Source organism: Granulicoccus phenolivorans DSM 17626 = NBRC 107789 = JCM 15570 (assembly GCF_000423085.1).
In the GTDB taxonomy this organism is placed as follows: domain Bacteria; phylum Actinomycetota; class Actinomycetes; order Propionibacteriales; family Propionibacteriaceae; genus Granulicoccus; species Granulicoccus phenolivorans.
In genome coordinates this window covers 1-14,466 of record NZ_AUHH01000040.1, presented here as the reverse complement: position 1 = coordinate 14,466, position 14,466 = coordinate 1, and the positions used below count along the sequence as shown (strand labels likewise).

13 protein-coding genes are annotated in these 14,466 nt (G+C 70.9%); 11 read left to right on the top strand and 2 right to left on the bottom strand.

Annotation, left to right across the window (positions count from 1 at the left end; translation table 11 throughout):
• The first annotated feature begins 112 nt into the window (after window positions 1-112).
• The 9 genes from phnC to G531_RS0114675 all read left to right on the top strand — a co-directional run bounded on the left by phnC (window position 113) and on the right by G531_RS0114675 (window position 9,681).
• On the top strand, window positions 113-1,039 hold the full coding sequence (phnC, locus tag G531_RS22920) for a phosphonate ABC transporter ATP-binding protein (protein WP_081684158.1): 927 nt from the start codon (window positions 113-115) through the stop codon (window positions 1,037-1,039).
• Window positions 1,036-2,733 (top strand): phosphonate ABC transporter, permease protein PhnE, encoded by a 1,698-nt coding sequence (gene phnE, locus G531_RS0114710; RefSeq protein WP_026927834.1) that lies wholly within the window; start codon window positions 1,036-1,038, stop codon window positions 2,731-2,733. The genes phnC and phnE overlap by 4 nt, the downstream gene beginning before the upstream one ends.
• Window positions 2,730-3,461 (top strand): GntR family transcriptional regulator, encoded by a 732-nt coding sequence (locus G531_RS24785; protein WP_051215546.1) that lies wholly within the window; start codon window positions 2,730-2,732, stop codon window positions 3,459-3,461. The genes phnE and G531_RS24785 overlap by 4 nt, the downstream gene beginning before the upstream one ends.
• Window positions 3,462-3,585: 124 nt before the next feature.
• The gene (locus G531_RS0114700) at window positions 3,586-4,026 is read left to right on the top strand and encodes a phosphonate C-P lyase system protein PhnG (RefSeq protein WP_026927833.1); all 441 of its coding nucleotides are present in this window, start codon (window positions 3,586-3,588) and stop codon (window positions 4,024-4,026) included.
• Complete coding sequence (phnH, locus tag G531_RS0114695) at window positions 4,023-4,742, top strand: phosphonate C-P lyase system protein PhnH (protein WP_026927832.1); 720 nt, start codon at window positions 4,023-4,025, stop codon at window positions 4,740-4,742. Before G531_RS0114700 ends, phnH begins: the two co-directional genes overlap by 4 nt.
• Window positions 4,739-5,935: a carbon-phosphorus lyase complex subunit PhnI gene (locus tag G531_RS22910; protein ID WP_081684156.1), complete on the top strand. Its 1,197-nt coding sequence runs from the start codon at window positions 4,739-4,741 to the stop codon at window positions 5,933-5,935. The genes phnH and G531_RS22910 overlap by 4 nt, the downstream gene beginning before the upstream one ends.
• A complete protein-coding gene (locus G531_RS22905) occupies window positions 5,932-7,707 on the top strand; it encodes an alpha-D-ribose 1-methylphosphonate 5-phosphate C-P-lyase PhnJ (protein WP_035759149.1) in 1,776 nt (591 codons plus the stop codon). The genes G531_RS22910 and G531_RS22905 overlap by 4 nt, the downstream gene beginning before the upstream one ends.
• Before the next feature lie 13 nt (window positions 7,708-7,720).
• Window positions 7,721-8,476 (top strand): ATP-binding cassette domain-containing protein, encoded by a 756-nt coding sequence (locus tag G531_RS0114680; RefSeq protein WP_026927831.1) that lies wholly within the window; start codon window positions 7,721-7,723, stop codon window positions 8,474-8,476.
• Entirely contained in the window at window positions 8,473-9,681 is a 1,209-nt protein-coding gene (locus G531_RS0114675; RefSeq protein WP_211221866.1) for an alpha-D-ribose 1-methylphosphonate 5-triphosphate diphosphatase, read from the top strand. Before G531_RS0114680 ends, G531_RS0114675 begins: the two co-directional genes overlap by 4 nt.
• 13 nt (window positions 9,682-9,694) lie before the next feature.
• On the opposite strand, the gene G531_RS0114670 is transcribed toward G531_RS0114675, so the two are convergent.
• The gene (locus tag G531_RS0114670) at window positions 9,695-11,380 is read right to left on the bottom strand and encodes a hypothetical protein (protein WP_026927829.1); all 1,686 of its coding nucleotides are present in this window, start codon (window positions 11,378-11,380) and stop codon (window positions 9,695-9,697) included.
• 248 nt (window positions 11,381-11,628) lie between these two features.
• Between G531_RS0114670 and G531_RS0114665 the strand changes: the two genes are divergently transcribed.
• Window positions 11,629-11,955, top strand: a complete 327-nt coding sequence (locus G531_RS0114665) for a DUF2853 family protein (RefSeq protein WP_026927828.1) — start codon at window positions 11,629-11,631, stop codon at window positions 11,953-11,955.
• Between the two features lie 49 nt (window positions 11,956-12,004).
• Here G531_RS0114665 and G531_RS26490 read toward each other — a convergent pair whose 3' ends face one another.
• The gene (locus G531_RS26490; RefSeq protein WP_051215545.1) at window positions 12,005-13,615 is read right to left on the bottom strand and encodes a septal ring lytic transglycosylase RlpA family protein; all 1,611 of its coding nucleotides are present in this window, start codon (window positions 13,613-13,615) and stop codon (window positions 12,005-12,007) included.
• A 195-nt stretch (window positions 13,616-13,810) separates the two neighbouring features.
• Between G531_RS26490 and G531_RS0114650 the strand changes: the two genes are divergently transcribed.
• The gene (locus tag G531_RS0114650; RefSeq protein ID WP_026927827.1) at window positions 13,811-14,203 is read left to right on the top strand and encodes an antibiotic biosynthesis monooxygenase family protein; all 393 of its coding nucleotides are present in this window, start codon (window positions 13,811-13,813) and stop codon (window positions 14,201-14,203) included.
• Window positions 14,204-14,466: the final 263 nt, after the last annotated feature.

The window sequence follows — 14,466 nt, the reverse complement described above, 5'->3', positions numbered from 1 at the left end:
TCCGGGCCTCGCGCACCGGACCGGGTTCGTCGTTCCCACCCACCATCCCCGCAGCGTCCCCACGTACGCAGCACCTCCGCTCACCAACCCCGCACGCATCGGAAGGCTCACCATGAGCAGCTCCCTCACTCCCCCCTCGGCCACCAAGAAGGCGTCGCAGCCGACCCCGCAGCCGCTGCCGGTCCCGCCGGCCGCCGCGGAGCCGGCCCCGACCGTGGTCCGCTTCGACCACGTCACCAAGCAGTTCAACCCGCAGGTACGCGGCCTCGACGACGTCAGCGTCGAGATCGCCCGCGGCGAGATCACCGTGTTGCTCGGCCTGTCCGGGAGTGGCAAATCGACCTTCCTGCGGCACGTGAACGGGCTGCAGCAGCCCACCTCCGGCCACATCAACGTGCTCGGCCAGGCGATGGAGCACGCCAGCAAGCCCACCCTGCGCAGCATGCGCCGCCGGATCGGCTTCATCTTCCAGGACTTCAACCTGGTCGGTCCGATGTCGGTGCTGGAGAACGTGTGCACCGGCCGGCTGGGCGCCCTGAAGGGTCCCCGGCTGGGCCTGATGTTCTATCCCAAGCAGGTTCGCCAGGAGGCCCTGGAACAGCTGGAGCGGGTCGGCCTGGTCGACCGGGCGTACCAGCGCGCCGACACCCTCTCCGGCGGCCAGCAGCAGCGGGTGGCGATCGCCCGCGCGCTGATCCAGCACCCCGACATCCTGCTCGCCGACGAGCCCGTGGCCTCCCTCGACCCGGTCTCCAGCCGCGGCGTGATCGAACTGCTGCAGCAGATCTCCCGGGAGAAGTCACTGACGGTGATCTGCTCGCTGCACCAGGTCGAGATCGCGCTCAACTTCGGGGACCGGATCATCGGGCTGCGCAGCGGCAAGGTCGTGATGGACGAGCGGACCGCCGAGGTCGGGCGCGATGAGGTGCTGAGCATCTACTCCAAGGTTTCCGACGTGCCCGACTACCCCGACTTCTCCGAGTCCGCCGGGGCGGTCGAGGTCGACCTCGCCGGCCTGAAGCCGGAGGACCGGGGATGACCGCCACCCTCGTCACGCCGCCGCGGACGAGCCCGATCCCGCCGGAGAAGGGCTTCCTGCAACGCCTGCAACCGGGCCGGGTGGTGGCCGCGGTGGTCATGCTCGCCCTGGTCGTAGGAGGCATCTGGGCCAGCATCGAGCTGAAGATCAACATCGCCTCCCTGATCGATTCCCGGGACAACGCGATCAACTTCATCGGGCGGATGTTCCCGCTGGACTTCCCCTCACCCGGCGAGACCGCGGCCCTGCTGTGGGAAACCCTGTCGATCGTGCTGCTGGCCACCGCCCTGTCGGTGGTGCTCTCGTTCTTCCTCGCCCTGCTGGCGGCCCACAACACCTCCCCGGGCACGGCCAGCATGATGATCTCGCGGTTCCTGATCGTGCTGGCCCGGGCCATTCCGGACCTGGTCCTGGCCGTGCTGTTCTTCCGCATGTTCGGCCTGGGCGGACTCCCCGGCATCCTCGCCATGGGGCTGCATTCGATCGGCATGGTCGGCAAGTTGTACGCCGACTCGCTGGAGGAGATTCACGGTGGGACGTACACCGCGATGCAGACCAACGGAGCCACCTGGTGGCAGCGGGTGGTCACCGGCTACCTCCCCCTGTGGACCCCGCAGCTGATCTCGGTCGGGCTGTACCGCTTCGACATCAACCTGCGCGGCTCGGTGCTGCTGGGCTATGTCGGGGTCGGCGGGATCGGCCTGGCGATGGCCGATGCCCTCGGCTCGCTGCAGTACCACCGGGGCATGGCGCTGGCCTTCGTCATCCTGGTCGTCTGCATTCTGGTCGAGGTGCTCTCCGGCGCCCTGCGTACCGCCATTCACGGCAACCCCGGCGCCAACCGGAACCGACTGGCCCGGCTGTTCCCCGAACAGAGCCTGTGGGTCACCGAGGGGAACGTACGCCGGGTCCGCGACACCCCGCCGTGGACGGTCGGCCGGGCCGGGCGATTCCTGGCGATGGCCGCGGTGCTGGTCCTGCTGATCGCTGCGGTCTTCGGGGCCAAGGTCGATCTGGGCGCCGCCGGGGCCGGGCTGCTGAAGCTGCCGGAGACCCTGGGTCACTTCTTCCCGATGGAGACCGACCCGGAGATCCTCACCGCGATCGTCGACGGCATGGTGGTCACCATCCAGATCGCCCTGGCCTCCACCCTGATCGGGGCGATCGTGGCCATTCCGGTGGGCGTGCTGGCCGCGCGCAACGTGTTCCCGAACCGGTGGCTGAACACCACCTTCCGGGTCCTGATCGTGGTCATCCGCGGCATTCCGGAGCTGATCCTGGCGATCGTGTTCGTCGTCGTGTCCGGTCTGGGCGGGGTCGCCGGTACGCTCGCCCTGGCCGTCGGCACCGTCGGGATGCTCGGCAAGCTGGTCGCCGACTCGTTGGAGGAGACCGACGTCCGGGTCCAGGACGCGATCCGCGCCAATGGGGCCACCCGGCTCCAGGTCTTCTTCAGCGCCACCCTCCATCAGGTGACCCCGGCCCTGGTCGCGCACGTGATGTACATCTTCGACAACCACATCCGCTCGGCGACCCTGCTCGGGGTCGTCGGCGCCGGCGGCATCGGCTTCCTCCTGCTGAACGCCTCGCGGGTGCTGGAGTACCCGACGGTGACCACCATCGTGCTGGCGATCCTGGTCGTGGTGCTAGTGGTCGAAGCCCTGTCGATCCTGGTTCGCCGAGCGCTGCGATGAGCCCTGAGGCAGCGCCCGGACCCCGGGTCGACGCCATCGTCGCTCTCCTGGTCGAGGAACTCCGTGCGCTGCCGCACGGCACCCGGGCCCCGGGGGAAGCCGAACTGATCGCGCGGTTCGACATCCCGCGGGGCCGGGCCCGCCAGGTGATCAGCCAGTTGGAGAGCAATCACCTGGTCACCCGGCGCCAGGGTGCCGGCACCTACGTGAATCACTCGATGGAGTATCGGGTCGACTCCACCGCCTCACTGCACCAGGTGGTCGCCCGGGTGGGCGGGACGGTGCGGACCACCCTGCTCGTCTCCGATTCGGTGCCGGTGACCGCCGAGATCGCCGCCCGCCTCGGCGTACCGGAGGGAACCCGGGTGCCGCACCTGCGCCGGCTGGGCTACATCGACGGCCGCCCCGGGGTGTTCCTGGAGGAATACCTGGTCCCGCAGGTGCACGAGTTGGTCGGGGTCGCGCTGGGACTGATCGAATCGGTCGAGGATGTGCTGCGCGGATACGGCCACGCCCCGGCGCGCACCTGGTGCCGTGGCACGGCCGATATTCCGCCGCCGCAGGCCCGCGACGTGCTGTCCCTCCCCGCCGGGCAACAGACCTGGCGGGTGGAATCCGTGCTCACCGACCGTTCCTCGGGGGCACCGCTGGCTGCCTCGGTCAACTGGTCCCGGATGGACGTCGTGCACATGGTCTTCGAGTTCAACATCAATCCCGAGGCCACGTAACCGTCCGGTGCGGTTGGTGACCAATTCAGGCACCGTTTACCTGTCTGTTCACCTCCGGGACAGCCCTCCGGGGCTTTCTCTCCATCCTGCAGAGGCAACGTTGGACTCAACCCGAGGAGGATCCATGCCCCCCACCACCGGTTCGGCCCGCAGCAGCAGCCTGCTCGCGGCCGCCCCCACCGACGACCTGGTTGCCCTGGCCGACCGGGCGTTGGCCACCGCGCCCCTGGCGCCGCTCGAGGTCGTCCGACCCCCGGAGGTGGGCAGCGTCCTGATGCAGGTACGCGAACCCATCGCCCGGACCCGGTTCCACCTGGCCGACCTGCTGGTCTCCTCGGCGGAGGTACGCCTGGCCGGGCAGCCCGGCTGGGCGATGCGGGCCGGCGCCGATCTGCGCGGGGCACTGGCCCAGGCGGTCTGCGAGGCCGAACTGGCCCGGCGCGGCCCGCTGGCCGAGGAGATCGCCGCCCTGCTCGATCGGGTCGAGACCGCCCAGCAGCAGGCCCGGGCCGCGGAATGGCAACGCCTGCAGCCCACCGCCGTCACCTTCGAGGAGGTCATGTGAACACCCTGACCGAGGCCCACCCGCGCCCCGTCGAACCCGGGGCCGCGATCCCCGGCCTGCTGGACGCCGAGCAGCGCCAACGCATGTTCCGGGCCCTGATGACCGCGCTGGCCGAGCCCGGCCGGATCACCCGGCTGAGCGCCGGGCCGGTCCCGAACCCCACGGTCGAGGCCGAGAGCCCCGCGATCGAGGCCGAGAGCCCCGCGGTCGAGGCCGAGAGCCCCGCGGTCGCGGCGGAGAGTTTCGCCCCGGTCGCCGCGCCGCTGCTGGTGCTGGCCGACCTGCTCACCCCGGTCGCCGCCACCGACGAGGGCGCCGCGGCCGACCTGCGCCGGATCGCCGCGCGCACCCGTGCCCCGCTCACCCGGTTGGATCGGGCCCGGTTCGTGCTGGCGTACGCTCCGATCGCCGGCACCGACCTCGCCGCGCTGGATGCGGGCACCGCGCTGCGCCCGCACACCGCGAGCATGCTGTGCCAGCAGGTCGAACAGCTGAGCACCGACCCCGCCACCCCCACCGCCGCGACCTGGACACTGCGCGGCCCCGGGATCGACGGCACCACCACCGTCGGGGTGACCGGCCCGGACGTCGGGTTCGTCGCCGCGCGCGCGGCCGTCACCGCCGACTTCCCCCGCGGGGTCGACATGTTCCTGATCAGCACCGCCGGCGACGTCCTGGGACTGCCGCGCACCACCCGGATCGAGGTCACCCGATGAGCTACGCCGGCACCTCCAAGGGCGGCACCTCGGCAATCCTGGCCGCCGAGGACCTGATCCGCGTCGAACGCGCCGAGGCCGGCCTCGACTCCGTCGACACCGGTCAGGTGCGGGCCCTGTTCGGGGCCAGCATCGACCGGTTGATGGGCGAAGCCGGTCTCTACGACGAGGACACCGCCGCGGCCGCGCTGCTCCAGGCCGGCGGCGACCTGCCCGAAGCTACCCACCTGCTGCGCGCCCATCGCTCCACCCTGCCCCGGCTGGCGGTCAGCGAGCCGATCGATCCGGATCAGGTCCAGTTGCTGCGCCGGGTGGTCCCGGCGACCCGGGAACCCGAGGGCCCGCAACTGCTCGGCAACACCCGCGACTACTCCGCCCGGCTGCTGCGTCGCCCCGGCGCCCCCGATCCCCTGCCGGTCTCCGATCAGCTGCGCCACGCGCAGCAGGAACAGCCCGTCGCGCTGCCCCACCCCGATGAGCCGGTCCGCCGCTTCTCCGCCTGGATGCGGGCGCAGGACCGGATGGTCGACCGGGTGGATCCGACCGATCCCGAACCGTTCGACCCGGCGTACCAACCGGTCGTGCTGCCGGTCAGTCGCTCCGCGCTGCTGTCGGCGATGGCGGTCGCCGAGACCGGCGGCCTGATCAACATGTGGTACCGCTCGATCCTGGGACCGGACGGGTACGCCGATGAGGACGTGACCCTCGGCGACGTCCGCCATGTCCGCGCCGAGGTCCGGGTAACCCATCCGCACACCGGGGAACCGGTCGCCATCGCCCGGATCCGGTTCACCGACTGCGAGGCGATCTCCCATCTGGACGAGCGCGGCGAGGACCCGGCCCGCTTCGATGTCGGCTACGGCATCGCGCTGGGGCACAACGAGCGCAAGACGATCGCGATGGCCACCCTGGACCTGGCGGCGCAACGCTACGGCAACGGCGAGGAAGGGCTGAAGCTGCAGCAACTGCTGATGATGACCACCGACCCGCTGGCCTCCAACGGGTTCCTGGAGCATCTGAAGCTGCCGCACTATGTGACCTTCCGCTCCCAGCTGGACCGGGCCGAGGCCGCCCGCCAGGAGCAGCGCGAACACGGTGGGGGCACCGGGCTGCTGATCGGGACGACCGGGCCTGCCGATATTGAATCCGCCGACACCCCGGCCGGCACCGACCGGGAAGGACTACCCGTATGAGCATCGACGACGTGCTGCACAGCGCCGTACCACCCCAGGACCGGCCCGTGGTTCTGGACGAACAGGGGCAGCGGGAGGTACGCCGGGCGATCCTGGCCGCCATCGCGGTGCCCGGCCATCAGGTGCCGTTCGGGTCCCGGGAGATGCCGGTGGCGCGTGGCTGGGGCTCCGGCGGCCTGCAGGTCACCGTCGCCATCGGGGGTAGCCAGGACCGGATCAAGGTCATCGATCAGGGCGACGATCAGGGCGTCAACGCGGTCAATCTGCGCCGGTTGATCGCCGGCACCCTCGGCGCCGAAACCACCGAGGACACCCGCGACTGCACCATCACCCAGTCCCGGCACCGGATTCCGGAGCAGGCGATGACCGACGAGCAGGTGCTGGTGCTGCAGGTGCCGGTCTCCGAACCGCTGCGCCCGGTGGAGAAGTCGATCGCGGCCTGCGAGCGGATGCACGCCGAGGCCGACTACTCCCGGATCTGGGTGGCGATGTATGAGGATCTGGTCACCGGCGGCGTCGTCAACGCGTCCTCCGGCTACCCGGTCCTGGTCAATGACCGGTACCTGATGGCGCCCAGCCCGATCCCGCGCTGGGACGTGCCGCGCCTGGATCAGGGCGACCGGCTGACCATCCTGTGCCACGGCCGGGACAAGAAGGTGTACGCCGTCCCGCCGCATACCTCGGTCCGGCCGATCACCTTCGACGATGTGCCCTTCGAGGTCGAGTACGCCCGGGACCAGCGCTGCATCCGGTGTGGTTCCACCGATGTGTATCTGGTCGAGACCCGGGAGGGGACCTACCTCTGCTCGGACGTGGAATGGTGTGCCCGGGTGCGTACCGGCGATGTCGATGTGGCCGAGCACGAGCGGCAGATCCCCCGGGCGTACTACCCCGATCCGGCAAAGCGGGTCCGTGGGGTCGGGATCCGGTTGCAGGGTCGCTCCGCCCTGGGACACAGCGAACACACCGGCCGGACCGCCCCGGGCGAGGAATGGGCGCTGCAGGTGACTGACCTGGTCAAGGTCTTCCCCGGCCGACTCGGGTCCTCCCCGGTCCGGGCGGTCACCGGGGTCAGCTTCGACGTCGCCCCCGGGGAGGCCCTCGGGGTGATCGGCGAATCCGGCTCCGGGAAGTCGACGATGATGAACTGCCTGATCGGCAACGAACGGGCCACCGCCGGCACCGTACGCCTGGCCGCGGTCGACGACGGCCGGACCAACGTACTCGACCTCGATGACGCGGCCCGCCGCCGGCTGCGGCTGGACGTGATGAGCGTGGTGCACCAGGACCCGGCCGCCGGCCTGGACCTGCGGATCAGCGCCGGCGGCAATATCGCCGACCGGCTGACCGCCGCGGGGTGGCGCTCGTTCTGGGACATTCGCCAGCGGGCCGCCGCCCTGCTCGACCGGGTCGAGGTGCCGCTGCACCGCATGGACGACGTGGTCGGACAGTTCTCCGGCGGCATGCGGCAGCGGGTGCAGATCGCGCGGGCGCTGGCCACCGACCCGGAGGTGCTGCTGCTCGACGAGCCGACCACCGGCCTGGATGCCTCGGTCGCGGCCGGCGTACTCGATCTGCTGCGCGAGCTCATCGCCGAACGGGAGATCGCGGTGGTCGTGGTGAGCCACGACTTCCAGGTGATCCAGGCGCTCACCGATCGGGCCCTGGTGATGCATCGCGGCGCGGTGATCGAGCAGGGGCTGACCGACCAGTTGTTCGCCGATCCCCACCACGCCTACACCCAGCGGCTGGTGGCCGCTGCCCACGTCTGAGCCGGAGGTACCCATGACCGAGATCCTTCGGGTCGAGCACCTGAACAAGACCTTCCACCTGCATGCGATCGACCGCACCGTGGTCTCGTTGCGCGATGTGTCCTTCACCGTGCGGCGCGGCGACCACCTGGCCCTGGCCGGGTCCTCCGGGGCGGGCAAGTCCAGCCTGCTGCGCTGCCTGTACCGGACCTACCTGCCCGACTCGGGCACGGTCCGGCTGACCCTGGCGGACGGGCCCCGCGAGCTCACCACGCTGTCGGACCGGCACATGGCCCGGCTGCGCGGCCGCGAGTTCGGCTATGTGTCCCAGTTCCTGCAGGCTCCGCCGCGGGTCGGGCCGCTGGAACTGGTGACCCAGGCCGCCCGGCGCCGCGGTCTGCGGCACGATCCCGCGGTGGCGGTCGCCAAGGACTCGCTGACCCGGCTCGGCATCGACGAGGCGCTGTGGGACATGGATTGCGCCGTGCTGTCCGGAGGCGAGCGGCAGCGGGTCAACCTGGCCGCCGGGACCGTGTCGCCGCCGCAACTGCTGCTGCTGGACGAGCCGGTCTCCGCTCTCGATCCGGCCAACCGGGAGAAGGCGCTCGCGCTGATCGAGACCCTCCGGGCCCAGGACGTGACCGTCGTCGCGGTCTATCACGACATGCAGATCATCCGCCGACTCGCCAACCGCGTCCTCGTCCTCGCCGACGGACGCACCATCGCCGAAGGAAACCCGACCGATGTGCTGGGTCAGCACATCGACGCTCTGGAAGAGGTGTCCCTGTGACCTCCATCGAACTCGATCAACTGGCCGGCACTTGGCAGTTCGGCCCCGCTCCGCGCGACTACGTCCTCAGCCATGTTCGGGCGGTGACCGCCGACCGGGTCAGCGACGACTCCTGGGTGGTGGTCCGCGAGGGCCGGATCGCCGACATCCGGGACACGCCGGTCGGTGACCCGCGTACGGTCGACGGGAACGGGCTGCTGCTGATCCCCGGCATCGTGGACATCCACTGCGACTCCCTGGAGAACGAACTGATGCCCCGGCCCAACGCGCCGGTTCCGGGAGAATTCGCCCTCACCTCGCTGGAGGGACGCCTGGTCGGGGCCGGAATCACCACGATCTATCACGGGGTCCGATTCGGCCACCAGGGCTTCCGCGGCGGCCCGCGCGACATCGACACCGCCCAGCAGATGTGCGATCTGATCGACGCGACCGTCTCCTACCGGGTCGACCACCGCGTCCTGCATCGGATGGACGTGCTCTCGGCCCCGGGTGCGGAGGCCCTGACGCAGCGGTTGGCCACCCTCCCCGCCGGCGAGGTGCCGCCGCTGGTCTCCCACGAGGATCACACCCCCGGCCAGGGGCAGTACGCCGATCCCCAGCACATGATCAACTACAACATCCACAAGGACGGGATGACGCCGGAGGCAGCGCGGGAGAACGTCGCCCGGTTGATCCGGGAGGGCGCGGAGAAGGACGAGCTGAAGCAGGCGAATCTGGACTGGTTGGGCCGGCTGGCCGGGACCGGGGAGATCCGCCTGGCCGGGCACGATCCGGACACCCCCGAGGTGGTCGACGGCCTGGTGGCCCGGCACTGCGTGGCGGCGGAGTTCCCGACCACCCTGGAAGCGGCCCGGGCCGCCCGCCGCAACGGCCTGCAGATCGTGGCGGGGGCACCCAACCTGCTGCGCGGCCACTCCCATGCGGGCAACCTGTCGGCCCGAGAACTGGCCGCCGAGGGACTGCTGGACGCGCTGGCCTCGGACTACCTGCCGACCGCGCTGCTGGGTTCGGCCGGGCTGGCCGCCCGGACCGGGTTGGTCGACCTGCCGACCGCGGTCGGCTGGCTCACCCGGGGCCCGGCGGAAGCGGCGGGATTGACCGACCGGGGCGACCTGCGGGAAGGGCTGCGCGCCGACTTCGCCCTGGTCGACGACTCGGTCGGGTCGTGGCCGCGGCCGGTCACCACCCTGTTTGCCGCCGGCTGAGCTACCGGCTGAGTTACTGGTCCTGCGGGCGCGCGAACGGGCTGCGGGGCTGGGCCGGCTTTTCCGACTTGGCCGGCTTGGCCGGTTGTGCCGGGTCGGCTCCCGGGGCCGGGGCGTCGGTCGGCGTACTGGTGCCGCTCGGAGTGCCGGGGCCGCTCGGAGTCCCGGGGCCGGTGGCCGGCGCCGCATGCCGGGGGGCCGCATCGCCGCTCGGCCGGAACAGCCAGGAGTCCGGGGGCGCCTGCGGGGTGAATCCGCTCGGACCGGTCTTCGCCGACCCGTCGGCGTTCTCCGTCGGCAGGGCGTTCTCCGTCGGCAGGGCGTTCTCCGTCGGCAGGGCGTGGGTCGGCCCGCTCGACGTGGCCCCGGTCGGCTCGGCATCCGCACCGGGCAGCGGCGGAAGGGCACGTCGCCCGGCGGTGTCGGTCAGCGGATCCGGCTCCTCCGGGGCCACCCCCAGGGCGCGTCGCCCCGCGGTGTCGGTCATCGGGTCCCGGTCGGACTCGGGAGCCAACCCCAGTGCCCGCCGCCCGGCGGTATCGGTCATCGGGTCCCGGTCGGGCTCCGGAGTCAACCCCAGCGCCCGCCGACCCGCGGTATCGGTCATCGGCTCCCGGTCGGACTCGGCTGCCGGCGCGGGGCCCGCCGCATGGGTGGGGACCGGCGCTGCCGCGTGGGCGGGAGCGGAATCGGCCTCGGGGCCGTTGTGCTCCGTACCCGATCCGGTCTCCGCACCGGCCTTGGTCCCCGCCTGCTCGGTGGCCGCGGGGCTCACGCCGGGCTCGGGGCTCGGGGTGGTTTCGGGGCTCGGGGTGCTTCCCGGCGCCGCTTCGGTCTCCCGACCCGACTTGGTCTCGGCACCCGACTTGGTCTCGGCACCCGACTTGGTCTCGGCACCCGCGGCCGGACCCTGCTCCACCCGCGGAAGATGGGTGGTGCGCTCGGCATCGGTGACCCGGGGCAGGTGCTGGGTCGCCTCGGCAGCCTCGGTCGGTTTCAGGATCGAGGTCTCGGCCTCCGGCGGGGTGGTCTCGCTTCGAGCCCCGATCCCCGTCCGCGACGGCGCGGACCACATCGATCCCGGCGCCCCGGCCGGCTGCGCGGGACCGGTGGTCCCGGGTGCTTCCGCCGCCCCGGTGGCCCCGGGTGCTTCCGCCGCACCGGCGGGCCGCTGGGTCAGGGCCGGATGCGACTCGGTCTGCAGCAGACCGCGCTTGCCGGGGGATTTCACCCCGCGCTGTTCCGCCACGGTCCGGATCCCCTGGTCGCTCAGCCGCAGGCCCCAGGCGTACGCCTGACGGTCGGCGGCGAGATTGTTGGCGTACTCGGCGTTGCGCTCCAGCAGCAGCAGTCCCGCCGCGCCCAGCACCAGCACCACCGCGGCGACGATCGGCACCACCGGATTGCCGTAGAAAGGAGTGTTCGGCAGCAGGGACCACACCAGCACCACCGCGGCGATCCCGGCGAGGATGCCGCAGATCAACCCACCGATGGTGAAGTCCCGCTTGCGTTCGGTGACCAGGGCCAGCGCACGGGCCGCGGTGAAGGCGGCCACGTCGGGCTGCGCCGACCAGTCCCGGCCGATGAGCACCTTGCGCCCCTCCGTGGCCGGGCCGCCCTTGTCCTTGATCACCAGCTCAGCGTTGAGCTTGCGTTCGGACTTCAGTCGGTCGAATGTTTGAGCAAAGACCTGATCCATTGCACCCGCCTTCCACGTTGCTTCCTCAGTGTACGGAGACACGCCGCTACACCGTTATGGCGCGCGGAGCAAATCGCGCAGTCACCCCACAGAATATGTGGGCCTGAAACACGCCCCGGAATCTTCTCAGTCGGAATCTGCAGGTCTAGTGTGACGACTGGGACGCTCCAGCGGCGCCCCCAGCCGGGCCCATCCTGGTCCCGACCCCACCGCGCCCGGGACCTTCGGGCCACGAACAAGGAGTTGCCATGGCTGATTGGGCAGCCGATGTCAAGAAGTACGTTCCCGACGCCAACGAACAGGCGATCGACGGGATCATCAAGCACTGCGGAATCGCGCTGCGCAACCAGGACTCGTCCCTGGTTTCGTTCAAGGACAAGGCCGAGACCGACCGGGTCAAGAACGGCTTCCTGAAGAAGAAGCTGGAGGTGACCGACCCCGAGGTGGCCGACGCTGCTCTGGCCGCCGTGGCCGAGAAGCTCAAGTCCGCGCACCGCAAGAACCGGGTGACGGTCTACTACCTGCTCGCCGATCACTTCGGCAAGCTCGATCTGTTCGTCAAGAAGGCCAAGTAAGACCCACCACTGTGGTGGTCACCCTCACAGCGGGGTGACCACCACGTTCTCACAGCGGGGTGACCACGACGTTCGGCAGCACACCCTGCGAGGTGTTCCCGATCGCCGAGAAGGACGCGGTGGACAGGTCGATGCAGCGACCGGAGACGTAGGGTCCGCGGTCATTGATCCGCACCACGACGCTCCTGCCGTTGTCCAGGTTGGTCACCCGGGCATAGCTGTTCAGCGGCAGGGTCTTGTGGGCCGCGGTCAGATCATTGGGGTTGAACCACTCACCACTGGCGGTCATCTGCGGGTCCCCGTAGTAGGACGCCGAGCAGCGCTCGCCCTGCGGGACCGTCGGCGTACCGTCGCTCACTTGGCCCGTGACGGTGTCGTAGACGCGCTTACCACCCTGGAAGTACTGGGTGATGGTGCCCGATCCGGCCTGCTCGAAGCTGGTCGGGTAGCCGAGGCCCCCGTTCTCCCAGCCCTGGGCCGCGTACGACGCGCCGATCGCGCCCCACACCGGGTAGGTCCCCACGCCCGGGGCCCAGAAGACGCTGCCGCCGGCGAAGTCCTGGACACAGCCACCATTGCGCAGCCCGCACCGCTCGGCCTTGGTCGGGTAGCCCAGTGAACCGCTCTCCCAGCCCATGTTCGAGTAGAGGGCCCGGATCGCGCCCTGCACCGACTGCAGCCCCACGCCCGGGGCCCAGAAGACATTGCCCCCGGCGAAGTCCTGGACACAGCCGCCATCACGCAGGCCGCAGCGTTCGTCGGCCACCGGGAAACCCAGCGAGCCGTTCTCCCACGCCTGGGCCGCGTACTGTGCCCGGATCGCGCCCCACACCTGGTGCACCCCGGAGCCGGGGGCCCAGAAGACGGTGCCACCGGCGAAGTCCTGGACGCAGCCACCGTCGCGCAGCCCGCAGCGCATGCTGTTCTGCGGGTACCCGAGGGCTCCGTTCTCCCAGGCCAGCGAGCCGTACTTCCAGGCGATCGCCCCGCCCACGGCGTACGCCGGCTGGCCCGGCGCCCACAGCACGGTGCCACCGGAGAAGTCCTGGACGCAGCCGCCGTTGCGCAGCCCGCAGCGCTCGGCGCTGACGGGGTAGCCCAGACCACCGGACTCCCAGCCCTGCCCGGCGTAGTTCTCCTTGATCGCGCCACCGACGAACTGGGCGCCGGTCGACGCGGACCACAGGATGGTGCCTCCGGTGAAGTCCTGGACGCAGCCGCCGTTGGTCAGCCCGCAGCGCTCCGGGGAGACCGGCGTACCGACGCGGCCCTGGGCGCCGCCGAGGGCGTAATAGGTCTCGGCGATGGCGCCGCGCGGGGTCAGCGCATCAGCCTGCGCGGAAGCCGTCGGGGTTGCGCTCGGCGTCGCACTCGGGGTGGCCGTGGCGCTGGCCGACGGGGTGGCGCTCGCCGAGGGAGCGGCGCTCGCCGAGGGGGTTGCAGTGGCGGACGTCGTCGCACCGGCCGAGGCGGTCGGAGTCGGCGCGGCGGGAGTCGGGCTGGCACTGGCCGCCGCCGGGGTCGCTGTCGGCGTGGGGGTCGCCGTCGGCGTGGGCGTCGGGGTCGGCGTAGGGGCGGCGTACGCGGGGGCGGTGGTGAACACACCGGCGCCGACGACGGCCGCGGCGATCGCCGCAGAAAGCTTTCGTGCCAGACTCATGAGGTTTCCCGTCAGTAAGCTGAGTAGACCGCAACTATCCTGAGACAAGTCTGAATCAATTGCAAACTGGTAACGATCCTTCGGAACGGGCTGCGGACCCTGATCGGGCCGGTTGGTGCCGGTTTTACCGGGGGATGCTCTCGTGATCCGCCGCCGGCAGCCGACAAAAATCAGGGGAGTGCCATGATGGGGATCATGACGATCATCAAGATCAACGCGATCACCGTTCCGGCCGACAGCGGCGACGAATTGGCTCGCCGATTCGCAAAGCGTGCGGGTGCGGTGGATGGCCAAGAAGGTTTCGAGGGGTTCGAGTTGCTCCGGCCCGAGGACCCCGAGCGGCCCTGGCTGGTGGTGACCCGGTGGCGCGATGAGGAGTCCTTCCAGAATTGGCTGAACTCCCAGGACTTCGCCAAGGCCCATGCCGGTGTGGCCAAGAGTGATGGGGCCGCCGGGCACGGGACCGCGGAGGATCGTGGGGCAGGGCAGGCCGGGCACGGGGCCGGGCAGGCCGGGCACGGGCATGGGGCCGGCCCCGTCGGCGTGAGCGCCGAGCTGTGGAACTATCAGGTCGCCGACCTGAGCTGAGCGTCCGAGGACATGGCGAGCGCCGGGCCGACACCCGGCGCTGTCCGCCGTAGCGGCCGCGGCAGTGGGTACGCCGGGCGACTTCCCGCGATGGCAAGCTCGGCCGGGCCCCGTCCCGCGACAGCAAACTCGGCCGGGCCCCGTCCCGCGACACCAAACTCGGCCGGGCCCCGTCCCGCGACAGCAAACTCACCCGGACCCCGTCCCGCGACAGCAAACTCACCCGGACCCCGTCCCGCGACAGCAAACTCACCCGGACCCCG

Bases quoted from the DNA above. Each gene is read 5' to 3' on its own strand.
- G531_RS0114665 (WP_026927828.1), top strand. From the start codon at position 11,629: ATGGCTGATTGGGCAGCCGATGTCAAGAAGTACGTTCCCGACGCCAAC.
- G531_RS22905 (WP_035759149.1), top strand. From the start codon at position 5,932: ATGAGCATCGACGACGTGCTGCACAGCGCCGTACCACCCCAGGACCGG.
- phnE (WP_026927834.1), top strand. From the start codon at position 1,036: ATGACCGCCACCCTCGTCACGCCGCCGCGGACGAGCCCGATCCCGCCG.
- G531_RS0114670 (WP_026927829.1), bottom strand. From the start codon at position 11,380: ATGGATCAGGTCTTTGCTCAAACATTCGACCGACTGAAGTCCGAACGC.
- G531_RS26490 (WP_051215545.1), bottom strand. From the start codon at position 13,615: ATGAGTCTGGCACGAAAGCTTTCTGCGGCGATCGCCGCGGCCGTCGTC.
- phnC (WP_081684158.1), top strand. From the start codon at position 113: ATGAGCAGCTCCCTCACTCCCCCCTCGGCCACCAAGAAGGCGTCGCAG.
- G531_RS22910 (WP_081684156.1), top strand. From the start codon at position 4,739: ATGAGCTACGCCGGCACCTCCAAGGGCGGCACCTCGGCAATCCTGGCC.
- G531_RS0114650 (WP_026927827.1), top strand. From the start codon at position 13,811: ATGACGATCATCAAGATCAACGCGATCACCGTTCCGGCCGACAGCGGC.
- G531_RS0114700 (WP_026927833.1), top strand. From the start codon at position 3,586: ATGCCCCCCACCACCGGTTCGGCCCGCAGCAGCAGCCTGCTCGCGGCC.
- G531_RS24785 (WP_051215546.1), top strand. From the start codon at position 2,730: ATGAGCCCTGAGGCAGCGCCCGGACCCCGGGTCGACGCCATCGTCGCT.
- G531_RS0114680 (WP_026927831.1), top strand. From the start codon at position 7,721: ATGACCGAGATCCTTCGGGTCGAGCACCTGAACAAGACCTTCCACCTG.